At 56.6% G+C, this 16,824-nt stretch carries 16 protein-coding genes; 4 read left to right on the plus strand and 12 right to left on the minus strand.

Features of this window, described 5'->3' with window-relative positions; genetic code table 11:
- Window positions 1–3 precede the first annotated feature (3 nt).
- From ACEQ15_RS10580 to ACEQ15_RS10595, 4 genes are read right to left on the minus strand one after another with little or no spacing between them, the layout of a single operon-like run.
- On the minus strand, window positions 4–1,845 hold the full coding sequence (locus tag ACEQ15_RS10580; protein ID WP_370279154.1) for a VWA domain-containing protein: 1,842 nt from the start codon (window positions 1,843–1,845) through the stop codon (window positions 4–6).
- 22 nt (window positions 1,846–1,867) lie between these two features.
- Window positions 1,868–2,683, minus strand: coding sequence for a CbbQ/NirQ/NorQ/GpvN family protein (locus ACEQ15_RS10585; protein ID WP_370279155.1), 816 nt, complete (start codon window positions 2,681–2,683; stop codon window positions 1,868–1,870).
- Window positions 2,684–2,737: 54 nt separating this feature from the next.
- Window positions 2,738–4,168, minus strand: coding sequence for a cbb3-type cytochrome c oxidase subunit I (locus ACEQ15_RS10590; RefSeq protein WP_370279156.1), 1,431 nt, complete (start codon window positions 4,166–4,168; stop codon window positions 2,738–2,740).
- 11 nt (window positions 4,169–4,179) lie between these two features.
- Window positions 4,180–4,614, minus strand: coding sequence for a cytochrome c (locus ACEQ15_RS10595; RefSeq protein WP_370279157.1), 435 nt, complete (start codon window positions 4,612–4,614; stop codon window positions 4,180–4,182).
- Window positions 4,615–4,837: 223 nt separating this feature from the next.
- Between ACEQ15_RS10595 and ACEQ15_RS10600 the strand changes: the two genes are divergently transcribed.
- Window positions 4,838–5,548 carry a Crp/Fnr family transcriptional regulator gene (locus ACEQ15_RS10600; RefSeq protein ID WP_370279158.1) on the plus strand — a complete coding sequence of 237 codons (711 nt, stop codon included), beginning with the start codon at window positions 4,838–4,840 and terminating at the stop codon, window positions 5,546–5,548.
- Window positions 5,549–5,554: 6 nt separating this feature from the next.
- On the opposite strand, the gene ACEQ15_RS10605 is transcribed toward ACEQ15_RS10600, so the two are convergent.
- From ACEQ15_RS10605 to ACEQ15_RS10630, 6 genes are all read right to left on the minus strand, one after another.
- Window positions 5,555–5,800, minus strand: a complete 246-nt coding sequence (locus ACEQ15_RS10605) for a cytochrome C oxidase subunit IV family protein (RefSeq protein WP_370279159.1) — start codon at window positions 5,798–5,800, stop codon at window positions 5,555–5,557.
- Window positions 5,800–6,402, minus strand: a complete 603-nt coding sequence (locus ACEQ15_RS10610; RefSeq protein ID WP_370279160.1) for a cytochrome c oxidase subunit 3 — start codon at window positions 6,400–6,402, stop codon at window positions 5,800–5,802. Before ACEQ15_RS10610 ends, ACEQ15_RS10605 begins: the two co-directional genes overlap by 1 nt.
- Window positions 6,403–6,541: 139 nt before the next feature.
- Complete coding sequence (locus ACEQ15_RS10615; RefSeq protein WP_370279161.1) at window positions 6,542–7,135, minus strand: hypothetical protein; 594 nt, start codon at window positions 7,133–7,135, stop codon at window positions 6,542–6,544.
- Window positions 7,132–8,415 carry a glutamate-1-semialdehyde 2,1-aminomutase gene (gene hemL / locus ACEQ15_RS10620; protein WP_370279162.1) on the minus strand — a complete coding sequence of 428 codons (1,284 nt, stop codon included), beginning with the start codon at window positions 8,413–8,415 and terminating at the stop codon, window positions 7,132–7,134. The genes ACEQ15_RS10615 and hemL overlap by 4 nt, the downstream gene beginning before the upstream one ends.
- 14 nt (window positions 8,416–8,429) lie before the next feature.
- Entirely contained in the window at window positions 8,430–9,068 is a 639-nt protein-coding gene (gene thiE / locus ACEQ15_RS10625) for a thiamine phosphate synthase (protein ID WP_370279163.1), read from the minus strand.
- A complete protein-coding gene (locus ACEQ15_RS10630) occupies window positions 9,065–10,783 on the minus strand; it encodes a chloride channel protein (RefSeq protein WP_370279164.1) in 1,719 nt (572 codons plus the stop codon). The genes thiE and ACEQ15_RS10630 overlap by 4 nt, the downstream gene beginning before the upstream one ends.
- A 94-nt stretch (window positions 10,784–10,877) precedes the next feature.
- On the opposite strand from ACEQ15_RS10630, the gene argC reads away from it, so the two are divergent.
- Both argC and erpA read left to right on the plus strand, forming a co-directional pair.
- Window positions 10,878–11,912: an N-acetyl-gamma-glutamyl-phosphate reductase gene (argC, locus tag ACEQ15_RS10635; protein ID WP_370279165.1), complete on the plus strand. Its 1,035-nt coding sequence runs from the start codon at window positions 10,878–10,880 to the stop codon at window positions 11,910–11,912.
- Window positions 11,913–11,990: 78 nt separating this feature from the next.
- Window positions 11,991–12,347: an iron-sulfur cluster insertion protein ErpA gene (erpA, locus tag ACEQ15_RS10640; protein ID WP_282354686.1), complete on the plus strand. Its 357-nt coding sequence runs from the start codon at window positions 11,991–11,993 to the stop codon at window positions 12,345–12,347.
- A gap of 102 nt (window positions 12,348–12,449) precedes the next feature.
- Here erpA and ACEQ15_RS10645 read toward each other — a convergent pair whose 3' ends face one another.
- On the minus strand, window positions 12,450–13,562 hold the full coding sequence (locus ACEQ15_RS10645; protein ID WP_370279166.1) for an anhydro-N-acetylmuramic acid kinase: 1,113 nt from the start codon (window positions 13,560–13,562) through the stop codon (window positions 12,450–12,452).
- On the minus strand, window positions 13,559–14,977 hold the full coding sequence (locus ACEQ15_RS10650; RefSeq protein WP_370279167.1) for an OapA family protein: 1,419 nt from the start codon (window positions 14,975–14,977) through the stop codon (window positions 13,559–13,561). The genes ACEQ15_RS10645 and ACEQ15_RS10650 overlap by 4 nt, the downstream gene beginning before the upstream one ends.
- Window positions 14,978–15,165: 188 nt before the next feature.
- Here ACEQ15_RS10650 and tyrS point away from each other — a divergent pair, with 188 nt between their 5' ends.
- Window positions 15,166–16,473: a tyrosine--tRNA ligase gene (gene tyrS / locus ACEQ15_RS10655; protein ID WP_370279168.1), complete on the plus strand. Its 1,308-nt coding sequence runs from the start codon at window positions 15,166–15,168 to the stop codon at window positions 16,471–16,473.
- Window positions 16,474–16,824 lie beyond the last annotated feature (351 nt).

Consider the following 16,824-nt stretch of genomic DNA (forward strand, 5'->3'; position numbering starts at 1 on the left):
GCTTTATGAAGAAAGCCGTGTCAGGCGAGCGTAAAGCTGGGGTAGTTTTCCCGGCAGTTCGGTGGCGCGGCGGATCAGGGTGTAATGACTACGCCCGAACAGATAGGGCAGATATTCCTCCCCCTCATTATCGATGGTGATGCAGAACGGGATCAGTCCGGCACGCCGGGCTTCCCGAATTGCTTCCCGCGTATCCTCGATTCCGTAACGTCCCTCGTACTTATCCAGATCGTTGGGTTTACCGTCCGTCAGGATCAGCAGCAGTTTTTGCTGGTTGGGCTGTTCGCTCAGCACCTGTGTTGCTCTGCGTATTGCAGCGCCCATGCGGGTGTAATACCCCGGCTTAATCGCGTTGAGCTGGCCACGTACCTTGCGCCCGTACGTCTGGTCAAACCCCTTCAGGGTGTGGAAGCGCACGTGGTTGCGGTAGCGGGAGGAGAAGCCGCAGATGGCAAACCGGTCCCCGGTTTGCTGCAGGGTTTCGCCAAACAGCATCAGGCTGTCACGGATAATGTCGATCACCCGCGCCTGTTGTGCCACCCAGGCATCGGTGGACAGCGACAGGTCGGCCAGCAGCAGGCAGGCCAGGTCACGATGGGTCTGGCGCAGGTCCGCGTAGAGATTCGGTTCGGCCACCAGATGGCCGGCCGCGCGTTGCGCCTGGAAGTGGCTGTAGGCTTCGAGATCCAATTCGGCACCGTCCGGTTGCTGGCGTAACCACTGGCTGTGGGGGCGTAGGGACTGGAACTGGCGACGCAGGCGTTGGGCACCGTGACGCAGGTGGTCGGGCAGGTCACAGGGTTCACTGTCCTGGGCCTGCATCGGAATCACCTGGCAGTAGTCGTCGATCAGTTGCTGTTTGCGGTAGTCGTACTCCGGCAGCAGGATCGGGCCGTCGAGGATCAGATCGTCCTCCGCCTCGGACGGTAGGTCCAGATCGAAACGGATGCGCTTGGCGATGGTTTGGTTGTCGCGGGCGATGGTCAGCTTTTCCAGGTCGTCGGCATTGGCGTCGGCCTGACTGAGATCCTCTTCGTCCGCGGTTTCACGGTTGACCTTCACCATCTCCGCCAGGCTGAACAGGCTGGTCTCGTACCGCAGAGCCAGCAGGCCGCCTTTATCCTCCGGCATCTCGCTGCGTTCGGCGCGGCGTTTTTTCTGCTGTTTGCTGTCTTCGCTCTGCCCGCCACGGTTGGACTGCTCATCTTCCGGCATTGCCGCAGCAACCTTAGCAGGGGCGCTAATAGGCGGGCAGGGGTGTAACCAGAGGGGGACGGGTGTTGGCTCGGTACGGCACGTTGGCAAATCTTCAACCGTGCCGGGATCGGTCAGCGCCTGTTGGAGCAGGGTTTCGACCTCTCGCTCGTTGCCCTTCAGGTGTGGCCGCAACGGCAGCAGCGCGTCGACCAGCGTACGGTAGCGACTCTTAAGGCCGGGATACTGCTCCAGCACCCACAGGGTCTGTTGCTGGCTGCGCTGGATCCAGTTGACTTCGCTGTATGCCGGTGCACAGGCCAGGGCGGCGAGCCAGTAGTACAAATCGCGGTTGAGCTGAGCCTGTGGATAAACATTGAGCGCTTCCGGCAGGCAGAGGGTATCTTCGTCCCGCCAGGCCAGGGCGATACGCTGGTGGCTGCCAGCCAGCCGTTGCAGCCAACTGCGACGGCTCTGGTTGTTGGTCTCACTAGAGGCGCGCATAGAGAGGCCGGGTTCTCCGCCCAAAGTACGGAAGAACACCGCCAGGGGTTTGCGCAGCTCGCTCAATTTGGCGCCTTCGTGGCGATGATTGGGATCGGCAACGCGGGTGATTAGGCGGTCCCAAAACTGGCCAACCTGTTCTTCCATCGGGTGTCTCTCCGGCTCGGGCTTAGCTGTTGAAGTTGGCGCGCACGACTTCCATCAGCGCACTGATGGTGTCTTCGTCGTCGGTCAGGGATTCCACCAGACCGGCACGGCAGGCTTCCACCGGATCGAAGCCGGCTTTGATCAGGGTGGCGGTGTAGACCAGCAAGCGGGTACTGGCACCTTCCTCCAGATCCATATCCTTCAGGTTGCGCAGGCCGCTGGCGAGCCGGATCAGGCGTTGGCAGAGCAACTGGTCGAGCCCGGTTTCCGCCTGCAGTACCTGCAGCTCCTCCTGCGGTGACAGGTAGTTGAAGCTCATGGAGATAAAACGCTGGCGGGTGCTGGGTTTCAGGCCTTTCATCAGGTTCTGGTAACCCGGGTTGTAGGAGACAACCAGCATAAAATTCTTCGGTGCCTGCAGGACTTCGCCGGTGCGATCCAGCGGAAGGATGCGTCGGTCGTCGGTCAGCGGGTGGATCACCACGGTGGTGTCTTTGCGCGCTTCCACCACTTCATCGAGATAGCAGATTCCCCCTTCACGCACGGCACGGGTGAGTGGGCCGTCGTGCCATTGGGTGGTGCCGTCGCCGATCAGGTAGCGCCCCACCAAGTCGGATGCAGTCAGGTCATCGTGACAGGCGACAGTGTAGAGGGGCAGGCCCAGCTTCTCGGCCATATGGCTGACAAAGCGGGTCTTACCGCAGCCGGTGGGGCCTTTGATCAGCACTGGTAGCTGGTGGCTGTAAGCGTGCTCGAACAGCTCTACTTCGTTGTGTTGGGGCACGTAGAATGGCAGCTGCTCGTCGGGGTTGATTGAAACGGTGTTGCTCTGTTGCATGATGCTCGATCTCCAGGGGAGGACCCACCCACCGTGAGGTGGGTGGGTAGGGCATTACTCAGCGGTGGCTGTTTCCAGGTCGCGCTGTTTGCTCATCGCTTTGGCGAAGTCTTCGGTCGCATCCTGGTCGTTGCCGACAAAGAAGCTCCACAGGTAGACCACCAGGCCGGCCATGAAGGTCACACCCGCCACTTCACGCAGCCAGTAGAAGATGGCGATCTTGTCCTGTACTGTCATGAACGGCATTGGCATGTCGGTGTAGCGCTGCATCCACACCTGCAGGATGCCGGCGCCGGTCAGGAACAGGGTGATGAATACCATGGAAACGGTCATCAGCCAGAAGCCCCACATCTCTACAACCTGTGCCTTGTTGCTGTTGGCCACGCGGCCGCGCATCTGCGGTACGGCGTAGGAGATGATGCTCATTACGATCATCGCGTAGGCACCGTAGAACGCCATATGGCCGTGGGATGCGGTGATTTGGGTGCCGTGGGTGTAGTAGTTCACCGGTGCCAGGGTGTGCAGGAAGCCCCACACGCCTGCGCCGAGGAACGCCATTACGCCGGTACCCATTGCCCATAGGACTGCAGCCTTGTTCGGGTGCTCACGGCGACGCTTGTTCACCATGTTGAAGGCGAACAGGGTCATCATGAAGAACGGAATTGGTTCCAGGGCGGAGAAGATGGAACCCAGCCACTGCCAGTATTCCGGGGTACCGATCCAGTAGAAGTGGTGACCGGTACCCAGGATGCCGGTGATCAGGGCCATGGCGATGATCATGTACAACCACTTCTCGATCACTTCGCGGTCGACACCGGTGGTTTTGATCAATACGAAGGCCAGGATCGCACCCAGGATCAGCTCCCATACGCCTTCTACCCAGAGGTGTACCACGTACCACCAGTAGAACTTGTCGCGTACCAGGTTCTCAGGGTTGTAGAAGGAGAACAGGAACATTACTGCCAGACCCACCAGGCCGATCATCAACACGGTGTTGATGACGGTTTTGCGGCCTTTCAGCACGGTCATCCCTAAGTTGAACAGGAAGCCCAGTGCGACGACTACGATACCCGCCTTGGTGATGGTGGGCTGCTCAAGGAACTCACGCCCCATGGTTGGCAGCAGGTCGTTACCGGTCAGCTCCGCCAGACGGGCGTACGGCACGGCCAGGTAACCCACGATGGTCAGGGCACCGGCGATCAGGAAGATCCAGAACAGGGCCCACGCCAGTTTTGTGCTGTACAGCTCGGTTTCCGCCTCTTCAGGTACCAGGTAGTAAGCGGCCCCCATAAAGCCGAACAGCAACCAGACGATCAGCAGGTTGGTGTGCACCATACGCGCGATGTTGAAGGGGAGCTCCGGAAACATAAAGTCGCCGACGACGTATTGCAGGCCCATGATCAGGCCGAAGATGATCTGGCCTACGAAGAGACCCAATGCCGCGATAAAGTAGGGCATTGCTACAGATTGAGACTGGAATTTCATGATCGGTCTCCTTAGCCCTGAATATTAGGCGGCCAGTTGCTGGTATTGATTTCCGAGGTCCATTTCAGGAACTGGGCAACGGCTTCCAGCTCCTCCTCGGTGAGGTTGAACTGCGGCATGCTGCGGCGACCAGGAACACCCTCTACCGGGCGGCTCTTGATAAACCACTTGATCGCATCGGTACTGTTGCCAAAGCGCTGGTAGACATTGCCCAGCTCCGGTGCGAAATACGCACCTTCGCCCAGTATCGAGTGACAACCCACACAGTTGTTCTCTTCCCAGACTTTTTTACCCAGCACAACTTCCGGGGTGATGTTCTCCCGGTGGTCGCGCTCGGGCAGGACCCGTTCCGTATGGAAGGTCAGGCCGATGAACACCAATATGAAGAACAGGCTGCCTCCATAGAAGATGTTCCGGGCCATGGATTTGGTGAAAGTTTCGTTCATGGTCAGGCTCCGTATCCCGGCTCACAAGAAAAGTGAATAACCGAGGGATATTGTCGGGAATGGACCCCGGTGGAGACTTGAGGAAAGTCAATTTCGAATAAAAAGAAATATTTTTAATACATCTTTTTGGGGTGGGCATGCTAATGTGCCTGTCCGCCCAATAAGATGTATTAAAACCTACACTGAAAGACAGTTGGCGCAGGGAGATCTGGAGGCAAACCCTATGAGCACAGTTGATAACAACCTACTGGTCGGTGGCAGTCCGATGAAGAGCGCATTGCGCAAACACCACCTGTTCAGTTCGTTGCCGGAGCACGATCTGGAGCAACTGGTGCAGTTGTGCCGACTGGTGAAGCTGGATAACGAAGCGCCGCTGTTTCACCAGGGGGCGGATGCGCAGCAGTTCTATCTGGTGCTGTCCGGCACCATCAAGCTGTTCCGGGTTTCGCCGGATGGCCTGACCAAGGTGATCGAGGTGATCCGGCAGGGTGAAGCCTTTGCCGAAGCCTTGATGTTCCTGCAGCAGAAAGCCTACCCGCTTAATGCCGAAGCGATGGGTAAAGCGGAGGTGATTGCGATCCCCAGCCAGCGCTATAAGGAGATGATCCTGGCGACACCTGAGTGTGCTTTGGGGGTGATGGGTAATATGGCGATGAAGTTGCACCGCCGCATTAACGAGATTGAGATTCTGACCCTGCAGAATACCCGCCACCGCCTGGCCAACTACCTGTTTGGTCTGTTGCCCGATCCGGCGGCCACCACAGGTGCGATCGAATTGCCGATGGCTAAGCAACTGATCGCTTCGCAGCTGGCGATGCAACCGGAAACCTTCTCCCGCCTGATCAAGGAGATGAAGCAGCAGGGGTTGATCAGCGTGAAGGGCGGGCATATCGATGTGCATGATGTGCAGGGCCTGCGCGAGTTTGGCCACTGAGGGCTGTTACTGGAACTGCAGAATGCCCCAGATCATGATTGCCAATACCGGGCAATAAAGATGCATCGCACGGCGCACCAGATGATGGACGCCGTGCAGCTCCATAAAGCTGTCGATAATCAGGGCGCCTTTGAGACTGGTCAGCACCAGAATCAGGCCGATCACCCAGGGTTGGATTGAATCTTCAGCCAGGGCAAAACTGGCCAGGGTGGTAGCGATCAATAGCAGCCAGATCAGATGGGTGTTTTTCATCAGCGAATCACGTAGATCAGTGGAAACAACAGGACCCAGACCAGATCCACCATATGCCAGTAACAGGCGCCACTCTCCAGCCCGCTACGTTGTCCCTCCGGGTATCCTCCCCTTAGCAACTTCACCACCAGAAACAGCAGAATCACCATACCCAGCAATACATGCAGCAGGTGGAAACCGGTAATCAGAAAGTACCCGGTGTAAAATGCGTTGCTGTCCAGTTCGTAACCGGCACTGCCCAGCTGCCAGTACTCCCAGCACTTCACACCCACATACACCGACGCCGCAAGAATGGCTGCAAACATCCACAGCGCAGCTTTCTTGGGAGAGTTTTTTCGGTTGTGGATAACTGCCTGGACGACCAGCCAGCTGGCGGTCAGCAGGGCGAGGGTGTTGATCAGCCCGGCTTCCGGATGCAGCGTCTGTTGACCGGCGGTAAACAGATCGGCGTTGCTGACACGCAGTACGCTGAAGAGTAGGAACAGCAGAGCAAAAACTAATAACTCGGCGGCGATAAACATCCACATCGCCAGGTCGCCCGGCAAGGGTTTCTTCTGCTGATAGGTGTCCGCGGTAAGTGGGTCGGTTAGAGCCGTCTCCATCTATTTGTTCCTTAAGGCTGGAACCTGAGATCTTAGAGAGCCGGTGAAGGGCTGCCTTGATATTGGCTAAGTTTGCTCAGAGATGCGGTGTGAGGGGGAAGAAAGAGAAAGTAGGGAGGCCATCATAACCTCCCTGATATCACGCCTGTTTTGGCAGTACCTGGCTGCTGGCGAGCAGCATCAGGCCTAGTGCCAGTGGGTAGAGCAGGGCGCTCTGGTATTCCGGCATCAGGGTCACCGGGCTGAACAGCAAAGCAGCGGCAGCGATGGAGGCTGCAGCGACAAGGCTGGCCAGTCGTGTCAGGGCATTGCTGAAACGGATCGCCGCGAACAGCATGGAGGCGGCCACCAGTACCGCCATGATCTGGCTGTATTCCAGTCCATACTGGGCACGGCGGGTCAGTTCGAACAGTGCCAGCAACACCAGTAACCAGCGTCCCCAGGCAGGTTTGGACCAGTTCTGGCCGATCGCATCCGCCACCATGGCGCTGGCGATCAGTGGCACCGCAGCGTAGTAACCCAGGTTGTTCAGCATGCGTAGCAGGGTTTGCTGGTCCTGATCACCGCTGCCGGTAAGCAGGATACTGGCAACGGCAGACGCCGCCAGGAACGCGGCCGACAGGCTGATGGTGAAACCGGAGGTGTACTGCTCGCTACCCAGGCGGTAGCTGCGCCCGGCAAGGTACAGGGCGCAGATCAGCAGTGCGATATTACCGATGATCAACGGGCTCATTTCAGAGACGCGAAGACCTTGTCAGCGGCAGCGATAGTCGCTTCGATGTCTGCCTGGCTGTGTGCCGCAGAAACAAAGCCCGCCTCAAATGCAGACGGTGCCAGGTAGATACCCTGCTCCATCATGCCGTGGAAGAACTTGGAGAAGCGGTCTGCGTCACACTTCATGGATTCAGCGAAGCTGGTAACCGTCTCCTGTTCGGTGAAGAACAGACCAAACATACCGCCCACACGGCTGGTCGTGAACGGGATGCCGTTGGCCATCGCCGCAGCCTGCAGGCCTTCGGTCAGGAATTCTACTTTGGCGGACAGCTGCTCGTAGAAGCCCGGTTTGGAGATTTCGTTCAGCATGGTCAGACCGGCTGCCATCGCCAGTGGGTTACCGGACAGGGTGCCCGCCTGGTAAACCGCACCCAGTGGTGCGATGCATTCCATGATCTCGCGCTTACCGCCGAAGGCGCCAACCGGCAGACCGCCGCCGATCACTTTACCCAGGGTGGTCAGGTCAGGTTTTACGTTGTACACGGACTGTGCGCCGCCCAGGGCAACACGGAAACCGGTCATCACCTCGTCCAGGATCAGCACCGAACCGTACTGGTCGCAGACTTCACGCAGGCCTTCCAGGAAGCCCGGCACCGGTGGGATGCAGTTCATGTTGCCCGCTACCGGCTCAACGATGATACATGCGATCTGATCACCTACTTCTTCGAATGCAGTGCGTACGCTATCGATGTCGTTGTAGTTCAGGGTGATGGTGTGTTCCGCCAGAGAGGCTGGTACACCCGGAGAGCTTGGCTCACCCAGAGTCAGCATGCCGGAACCCGCTTTTACCAGCAGGGAGTCGGAGTGACCGTGGTAGCAGCCTTCGAATTTAACGATCTTGTCACGGCCGGTGTAACCACGTGCCAGACGGATCGCACTCATGGTGGCTTCGGTACCGGAGCTCACCATACGTACCAGCTCCATGGATGGCATGATGTCGCAGACCTTGTCTGCCATCTCGATCTCGATGGAGGTGGGTGCACCGAAACCCAGGCCGTTGTCCAGGGAGTCACGTACCGCGTTCAGCACGCCTTCGTGTGCGTGACCCAGGATCATCGGACCCCAGGAACCCACGTAGTCGATGTACTCTTTGCCGTCCTCGTCGATCAGGTACGCGCCTTTACCGCTTTTGAAGAAGACCGGCGTACCGCCCACGCCTTTAAATGCGCGGACCGGGGAGTTAACGCCGCCCGGGATGTGTTTCTGAGCGTCCTGAAAGAGTTGTTCAGATCGAGACATGGTGGGAATTCTCTCTATGAATCAGATGAAAATAGTTGGCTGAACCGGCGTGCCTGCTGCTCAACATCCTCTGCCGCCAGCAGGGAATGAACAACGGCCAGCATATCGGCACCGGCAGCGAGTGTTTGGGCTGCATTATCCACGGTAATGCCGCCAATCGCCACTGTTGGCAGCTTGATCTGTGTCTTGCTTTCCGCCAATAGGCTCAGCGGAGCTGGGCTGGCGTTGGGTTTGGTCTTGGAGGCGTAGAACGCCCCATAGGCGACATAGTCTGCACCGGCTTTCTGACCTTCCAGGGCAAAAGCGAGGCTGTCGTGGCAGGTAATGCCAATAATGGCGTCCTGACCCAGCAGCTCACGGGCTTCCGTAAGCAAACCGTCGCTCTGACCCAGATGGACACCGGCGGCGCCCGATGTTTTGGCCAGATGCGCATCGTCGTTGATCAGCAGCGGGACATCGAACTGGTTGCACAGGTCGATCAGGGCTTTAGCCTGGCGCAGGCGTTTGGTCGCGTCATCGGACTTGTCGCGGTACTGCACGATACGGGTGCCACCCCGCAGGGCTGCTTCGATACGGTCCAGCAGTTCATTGTCGTTGGGCATCAGTACGCTGTCGGTGATGGCGTACAGGCCTTCTAAAGTATATTTACTCATTGGCGCAGATTGTTCCTGTAGGACTGCTCGATCTGATCGCGGGTCAGGATACCCAATACGCGCTGATTCAGGTCGGTGACGATCACTGCATCGAGTTCGGTTTCATTCATCAGGTCCAGCGCTTCGCTCAGGGTTGCGCGGTAGCTGATCTCCAGTAGGTCCCGGTGTTGTGCCGGTATGATGGCCAGGTCGATGGTGGCCTGATCCGGGTTACGTGCCAGATAAGTCAGCAGATCGGATGGATCCAGCAGGAAGCGCTTCTCTCCATCAATCAACAGCCAGTTTTTACCCTCAAGGTGCAGGGCTTTGGCGGTATTCCGGTCAAGTACCTGTGGCACTGACAGGAAGTCCCGGGTGATCAGGCTGCTGACAGCGATACCCGACATCGCCTGGGTGATCGGCTGGTAGTGGTAGTCCAGTCCCAGTGCTTGCAGCGATGAGACAAACACCGATGGCAAGCCAAACAGGTAGCGCACGGTGAGGTTGCTGACCACGATAGCAATCATGCCCGGCAGGATAATGTTCGGGTTGCCGGTCAGCTCCAGCAGAGCGATCAGTGCCGCCAGTGGGGCATTCAGCAGGGCGCCCATCATCGCGCCCATACCCAGCATGGCGTAGAAACCCACATGGGCTACCGGTTCGTTGGCGATAAGGGCACCAATCAGGCCCAGCGCACCACCTGCCAGCGCACCCACCATAAAACTCGGGCCGATCAGGCCGCCAGGGATACCTAATCCCAATGTTACCGGGGTGACTATCAGTTTGGTTACAGCCAAACCGATCAGCAGGCCTAGAGCCAGTTCACCGTTGAGGGCTGCGGTCAGGGTGTCGTACCCCACCCCCATCAGCTGTGGATAAATCAGGGCCACACTGCCGATCAGCAGGGTGGCGACAATCAGGCGCAACGCCAGCGGTTTTTTACCGTAGCTCTGGGTTTTGATCATGATGCGGTTGAATACCGCTGCCAGGCAGCCGATGCAGAAGCCGACAAACATGATGTATGGCAGTTCGTTCAGGGTCTCCACCTGAAAGTTTGGTACTGACAGATCGATCTCGCTGCCCAGAGTGAAGCGCACCATGATATCGGCAGCCACGGCGGCCACGACCACTGGGGTAAAGCCGATCACGGTGTATTCCAGCATCACCACTTCCATGGCGAAGACCACCCCGGCCAGCGGCGTGTTAAATGCGGCAGCAATCGCGGCAGCGGTACCGCAACCGACCAAAATACGCAGGGAGTTGTTCGGTAGCTTCAGCCACTGACCCAGCAGGCTACTACAGCCAGCCCCCAGGTGAATCGACGGGCCTTCACGGCCAACGGAATGGCCACTGATTAGCGAGGTGGCGCCGCCAAAGAACTGCACCAGCAGGTTGGAAAGCGGCAGATGAGCCTGGTGGTAACCCATGCGCTCCAGTACATGCACCGGACCCACGCGGCGTTGTTCGGGTCTCAGACCATACAGGATAAAAAACAGGATCAGGCTACCCGCAGCGGGCAGCAAAAAACGGTCGCTCAGCGCGAGGGATTCGAAGTCTTCCGGTAATCCACTGGGCAATAGAAACTGCTGCGACAGATCGACGGTCAAACGAAACAGGATGATCAGTAAACCGGTGGCGATACCCGATAGCAGGCCGATAATGACCAGCTGTGGCAGGGCGTCAACGTGCGCCAACCGGTGGCGAAAATGCTCCAGAGAGAAGAAATCTTTGATCATCGAGTGGGCTTATGGTCGTAGTTTTATAGCTATTATGACTGACGCTTTGTATCATAAACGCCCAATTTAAGGTACTGATGGATGAGAGGTCGTTGTGGTTAAAGTAGGTATCGTAGGCGGTACCGGATATACCGGTGTCGAATTGTTGCGCCTTTTGGCGAGCCACCCTGAAGCTAAGGTGGAAGTGATTACATCCCGATCTGAAGAGGGTGTACGCATCGCTGACATGTACCCGAACCTGCGCGGCCGCTACGATCTGCAGTTCACTGTGCCGGATGTGGATACACTGGCGAAGTGTGATGTGGTGTTCTTCGCGACCCCACACGGTGTAGCGATGAAGATGGCGCCGGAGCTGGTGGACAAGGGTGTGAAGGTAATCGACCTCGGCGCGGACTTCCGTATCAAGGACCTGGATGTATGGTCCCAGTGGTACGGTATGGAGCACACTGCACCGGAAGCGGCAGCTACTGCGGTATACGGTCTGCCGGAAGTAAACCGTGAACAGATCCGTGAAGCGCAACTCATTGCTTGCCCGGGCTGCTACCCAACTGCCACCCAGCTGGGTTATCTGCCACTGATCGAAAACAAGCTGATCGATCACCGTCGACTGATCGCTGACTGCAAGTCTGGTGTGAGCGGTGCAGGCCGTGGTGCCAACGTGGGTTCCCTGCTGTGTGAGAGCAGCGAGAGCATGAAAGCGTACGCGGTACCGGGTCACCGTCACCTGCCAGAGATCAAGCAGGGTCTGAGCGCTGCTGCCGAGCGTCCGGTGGGCCTGACATTTGTGCCGCACCTGACACCGATGATCCGTGGTATTCACGCGACACTGTACGGCATCCTGCGTGATCCGGTGGATCACGATCTGCAGAAACTGTTCGAAGAGCGTTACGCCAACGAGCCGTTTGTTGATGTGATGCCAGCAGGCAGCCACCCGGAAACACGCAGTGTGAAAGGGGCTAACCAGTGCCGTATCAGCGTCCACCGTCCGGGTAACGAAGATACCGTAGTGGTGCTGTCTGTAATCGACAACCTTGTCAAAGGCGCAGCCGGTCAGGCGGTGCAGAACATGAACATCATGTTTGGCCTGCCGGAGACTGCCGGTCTGGAGCAGGTTGGTATGATGCCGTAATTAGGCATCTTTAATACTTGACTGAATTGCTTGGTTAAGCCGATAATGTCGGCCTGACTAAGCAGGTGTTATTGCAAGATGATTGAAACAGTAGATCCAAATGCAGAAGCTCCAATGGTGTTCACCCAGGCTGCGGCTAACAAGGTGCGTACACTGATTGAGGAGGAAGAGAACAATAACCTGAAGCTGCGGGTGTACATCACCGGCGGTGGTTGTGCAGGCTTCTCTTACGGCTTTACGTTTGACGAAGCTGTTGCTGAAGATGACACCACCATTGAGCGTGACGGCATTGAGATGGTCGTGGATGCGATGAGCTTCCAGTACCTGGCCGGCGCTGAGGTGGACTACAAAGAGGGGCTGGCGGGATCACAGTTTGTGATCAACAACCCGAACGCGACTACAACCTGTGGTTGCGGTTCCTCCTTCTCCATCTGATATCCAGATAACGGGATGGTCGGTCGACCGTCCCGCTCTTCATTCACCCGCCCGGGTGACATTCGAAATCTCAGAGCTCTTTTTGAAAAGGTTGTGCGTGAATCACGCCGGGTAAATGGCGCCCAGAATACGTTCGCCTTTGGCGCCGGTTACGTCGGGAAGGTTACCAGGCAGGTTATTCAGGGTTTGCTTGGCCAGCCAGCCGAATGCGGCCGCCTCAACCCAATCCGGGTGCAGATTGAGCGCCTGGGTGGTTTTGATGGTGTTGTCTGGCAGCAGAGTGGACAGACGGTTCAGCAGCGTATCGTTGTGGCTGCCGCCGCCGCATACATACACCTCAGGGTTTGTGTCCCGGTTGAACAGTTGAATCTGGTCTGCGATGGAGCGGGCTGTCAGTTCAAGTAGCGTCGCCTGGATGTCCTGATGGGACACCGGGCTGTTGCAGCGGGCGATCTCTGCCTCCAGCCACGCCATATTAAATTGCTCGCGGCCGGTGCTTTTAGGTGCAGGCTGACTGAAATAGGGCAGGGACAGCATCTGTCTTACCAGCAGCTCGTCTGCCGTTCCGGTTGCAGCCCAATTGCCGTGGGCATCGTAGTTCTTGTTCAGATGGCGAGCGATCCAGCTGTCCATCAACACATTGCCGGGGCCGGTATCATAACCCAGCACTTTCTCGTTTGAATCGGCCGGTAACCAGGTGATATTGGCCATGCCACCAATATTCAGAATGATGCGAGGCTTGTTGGTACAGCGAAACAGCGCCTTATGAAACGCAGGCACCAATGGTGCGCCTTCACCGCCGGCGGCCATATCACGCGGCCGGAAATCAGCAACGGTAGTGATGCCGGTGTGCTCTGCGATCAGGCTTGGATTGCCGATCTGCAGCGTGAAAGCCGACTCCGGGCGATGGCGGATGGTTTGGCCATGACTGCCGATCGCTGCGATCTCATCTTTGTCCAAACCGTGCTTATCGATCAGTTCAAGGGCCGCATCGGCAAACAGCTTTGCCAGGGTCTGGTCGAGCAGGCCCATACGGTCGATCTCGTTGTCGCCTGGTGAGCAGATGGCAAGGATCTGGCTGCGCACCTCTTCTGGCAATTCAAAGCTATGACTGCAGATGAGTTCAAATTCAGGAGAGAAACGGACGGCAACCACGTCGATGCCGTCCAGGCTGGTACCGGACATCAGTCCGATATAGATACCCTCCGCACTCATTGATGCAGCGCTGCCAGCTGAGTAGAGCGGTAACTGTCCAGTTGGGTCAGCAGAGTGGCTGCAACCGCATCAAATGCCTGACGTTCGCGCTTAGGTACTGGTGCAGCGTTCGGAAACTTCACTTTCATTGGGTTCTTGTGCACGCCGTTCACGCGAAACTCGTAGTGCAAGTGTGGACCGCTGGCGAGGCCGGACTGGCCTACGTAACCGATAATGTCACCCTGTTTTACACGGCTGCCGCGGCGTTGACCTTTACGGTATTTAGACATGTGTGCATAAAGCGTGGTGATCCCGCTGCCGTGCTGAATGATAACCGCACGACCAAAGCCGCCTTTGGTCGCACGCCAGATAATCTTGCCGTCGCCCGATGCCTTAATTGGGGTGCCGGTGCGGGCTGCGTAGTCCACACCTTTGTGGGCGCGGATACGGTTTAGTACAGGGTGCTTACGTTTCAGGCTGAAACGGGAGCTGATGCGGGCGAAATCTACCGGTGTACGCAGGAAGGCTTTGCGCATGCTTTGGCCTTCCGGCGTGTAGTAGCTGCTATTGCCCTTGCTATCGGTAAAGCGCAGGGCGGTCACCAGACGGCCCTGGTTGGTAAACTGCGCCGCTACGATATCACCTTCGCCGATCATCTTGCCGTCGAGGTAGCGCTCTTCGTAGATCAGGCTAAAGCTGTCACCCTTGCGGATGTCGAGCACAAAGTCCACATCCCAGCCGAAGATACCCGCCAGCTCCATAATCATGCGGTTGGACAGGCCTGCTTTTGCACCATCCAGAAACAGAGAGCTGTTGATGACACCGCTGGCATACCGGTGCTGTATCTCTGGCTTGCGCTCGATGATCTGGGAAACGTAGCCATTCTCGGTTTTCTCAACCAGCGTGCTCACCAGCTTGGAGCGGATTAGGCGAAGCTTTTTCAGTTCGCCGTCTTCAATCAGGAAGGCAATGGTTTGGCCTGGGAAAATCTTGGACAGACCTTTGTTGTGGCGTGCCGCGTTGGTTACGCTGTACACGTCGCGGGATGTCAGGCCTGCTTTCTTAAAGAGGGCAGAGAGGGTGTCGCCGGAGCCGATCTTATATTCAACCCAGTTTTCCTCTTTTTCAGGATCTACAGGCTTGATAGGTTCCTGAACGGGTGCAGTAACGGGTTGTGTATTAACAAGTGACGCTTCAGTAATAACCGGGGCGCTGGCTGGTGCTTTGGCTACCTGAACAGCAGGTGCCACCGGCAGCGGTTGAGATGAGCGTTGTTGCTTTGGAAGAGCAAGTGGCGCCTCGCCACGTGTGGCAGAAACCTCTTCCGATGGCAGTAGCGTCAGGGTCAGACCAAGAATAGAAGCGCACAAACAGGCAGCTATCAAATGGATCGTGGGAAATTTCCCCTTGAAGCGTTTGAGCTGTTCTTTAAGCACGAATGGCTCCAGTAGTAACTAATTCAGAAAGCAAATTGGCGCAATTATGCCAGTTTCTTTACAAAATGTCGGTCGGATTGTTTAAAACTTGAGCAAAAACAAGCTGAATGTTTGTTTGTGCGCAAGGCTGTCGTAGAATAAGCGCCTTTCTAAATCGGCACAGACAACAGTTAAGGTAATAAAGCCCCATGAGTGAGATGACTCTGCTACAAGATCTTCAAGCACGCGGCCTGGTCGCGCAGATGACCAGCGAAGAGGAACTGGAAAAACATCTGGCAGAAGGCAGTGTGTCACTCTATTGTGGCTTCGACCCAACTGCAGATAGCTTGCACATCGGAAGTCTGGTCCCACTGCTGACCCTGAAGCGCTTCCAGGAATACGGCCACAAGCCATTTGCATTGGTAGGCGGTGCGACCGGTCTGATCGGTGACCCGAGCTTTAAAGCGCAGGAGCGTAAGCTGAACGACGACGCGACCGTTGCCGGTTGGGTTGAAAAGCTGAAGAAGCAGGTGAGCCAGTTCATCAACTTTGACAGCGGTGAAAACAGTGCTGAAGTTGTGAACAACCTGGACTGGACCCAGAACGTTGATGTCCTGACCTTCCTGCGTGATGTGGGTAAGCACTTCTCTGTGAACCAGATGATTGCTAAAGAGTCCGTTAAACAGCGTATCGACCGTGAAGGCGAAGGTATCTCCTTTACCGAGTTCACATACATGATCCTGCAGTCTTACGACTTCCAGCAGCTGAATGCTGAGCACGGCGTAACCCTGCAGATTGGTGGTTCCGACCAGTGGGGTAACATCACCGGTGGTATCGAACTGAGCCGTCGTAAAAACGGTAACCAGGTATTTGGTCTGACGCTGCCGTTGATCACCAAGTCTGACGGTACCAAGTTCGGTAAGACTGAGTCCGGCACCATCTGGCTGGATTCCAGTAAGACTTCTCCATACGCGTTCTACCAGTTCTGGCTGGGTACTGCCGATGCGGATGTATACCGCTTCCTGCGTTACTTCACTTTCCTGCCGGTTGCTGAGATCGACCGCATCGACGAAGAAGATGCACAGCGTCAGGGCCGTCCGGAAGCGCAGGGCGTGCTGGCACGTGAAGTTACCCGTCTGGTACACGGTGAAGACGGTCTGGCAGCGGCAGAGCGTATTACGCAGGCGCTGTTCTCCGGTGACACCGCTGCACTGAGCGAAGATGATTACCGTCAGCTGGCACAGGATGGTCTGCCATCTACTAACCTGCAGGCTGCTTACGGTGACGCACTGGCTGAGACGCCGCTGACTACTTTGCTGGTGGACGCAGGTATGGCGAACTCCGGTAAGCAGATCAAGGATGCGCTGCAGCGTAACGCTGTCGTTATCAACGGCCAGGCATACGGTGCGGAAGACAACATGAAAGCGGCAGAGATCTTTGCTGAAGCCAATGCACGCTTTGGCAGCTACTTCCTGGTTAAAGTGGGTAAGAAGAAACATTGCCTGCTGACGATCTGATCTTTGAGATCTAATAAAAAGGCGCCGGCAGGCGCCTTTTTTGTGCCTAGCGTCCCGTATTGGTTGCTTCATGACCGATATTGGTTTGGTGTTGGTGCGTTTTTAATCGTTTTATCATTTATTTGCCTTTTTTGACGTTTTTTTTAAAAAGGGTGTTGACGGTAATTCTGAGGTCTGTAAAATGCGCCCCCACATCACAGCGACGCTGCACTGCAGCACTCAATGAGCGCTGAGATGGGTTTAAATAAGTTGTTGATTTACTTGATAAATTAACGGATTATTTAAACCGTCGTTTTCACCGGCAAGCTTCAAAAACTTTTGAAAAACTTGCAAATAAACGGTTGACAACGA

Source organism: Pontibacterium sp. (genome assembly GCF_964228735.1).
Classification (GTDB): Bacteria; Pseudomonadota; Gammaproteobacteria; order Pseudomonadales; family Balneatricaceae; genus Pontibacterium.

Coding starts and splice junctions, on each gene's coding strand:
- ACEQ15_RS10580 (WP_370279154.1), bottom strand. CDS start 1,845: ATGGAAGAACAGGTTGGCCAGTTTTGGGACCGCCTAATCACCCGCGTT.
- ACEQ15_RS10585 (WP_370279155.1), bottom strand. CDS start 2,683: ATGCAACAGAGCAACACCGTTTCAATCAACCCCGACGAGCAGCTGCCA.
- ACEQ15_RS10590 (WP_370279156.1), bottom strand. CDS start 4,168: ATGAAATTCCAGTCTCAATCTGTAGCAATGCCCTACTTTATCGCGGCA.
- ACEQ15_RS10595 (WP_370279157.1), bottom strand. CDS start 4,614: ATGAACGAAACTTTCACCAAATCCATGGCCCGGAACATCTTCTATGGA.
- ACEQ15_RS10600 (WP_370279158.1), top strand. CDS start 4,838: ATGAGCACAGTTGATAACAACCTACTGGTCGGTGGCAGTCCGATGAAG.
- ACEQ15_RS10605 (WP_370279159.1), bottom strand. CDS start 5,800: ATGAAAAACACCCATCTGATCTGGCTGCTATTGATCGCTACCACCCTG.
- ACEQ15_RS10610 (WP_370279160.1), bottom strand. CDS start 6,402: ATGGAGACGGCTCTAACCGACCCACTTACCGCGGACACCTATCAGCAG.
- ACEQ15_RS10615 (WP_370279161.1), bottom strand. CDS start 7,135: ATGAGCCCGTTGATCATCGGTAATATCGCACTGCTGATCTGCGCCCTG.
- hemL (WP_370279162.1), bottom strand. CDS start 8,415: ATGTCTCGATCTGAACAACTCTTTCAGGACGCTCAGAAACACATCCCG.
- thiE (WP_370279163.1), bottom strand. CDS start 9,068: ATGAGTAAATATACTTTAGAAGGCCTGTACGCCATCACCGACAGCGTA.
- ACEQ15_RS10630 (WP_370279164.1), bottom strand. CDS start 10,783: ATGATCAAAGATTTCTTCTCTCTGGAGCATTTTCGCCACCGGTTGGCG.
- erpA (WP_282354686.1), top strand. CDS start 11,991: ATGATTGAAACAGTAGATCCAAATGCAGAAGCTCCAATGGTGTTCACC.
- ACEQ15_RS10645 (WP_370279166.1), bottom strand. CDS start 13,562: ATGAGTGCGGAGGGTATCTATATCGGACTGATGTCCGGTACCAGCCTG.
- tyrS (WP_370279168.1), top strand. CDS start 15,166: ATGAGTGAGATGACTCTGCTACAAGATCTTCAAGCACGCGGCCTGGTC.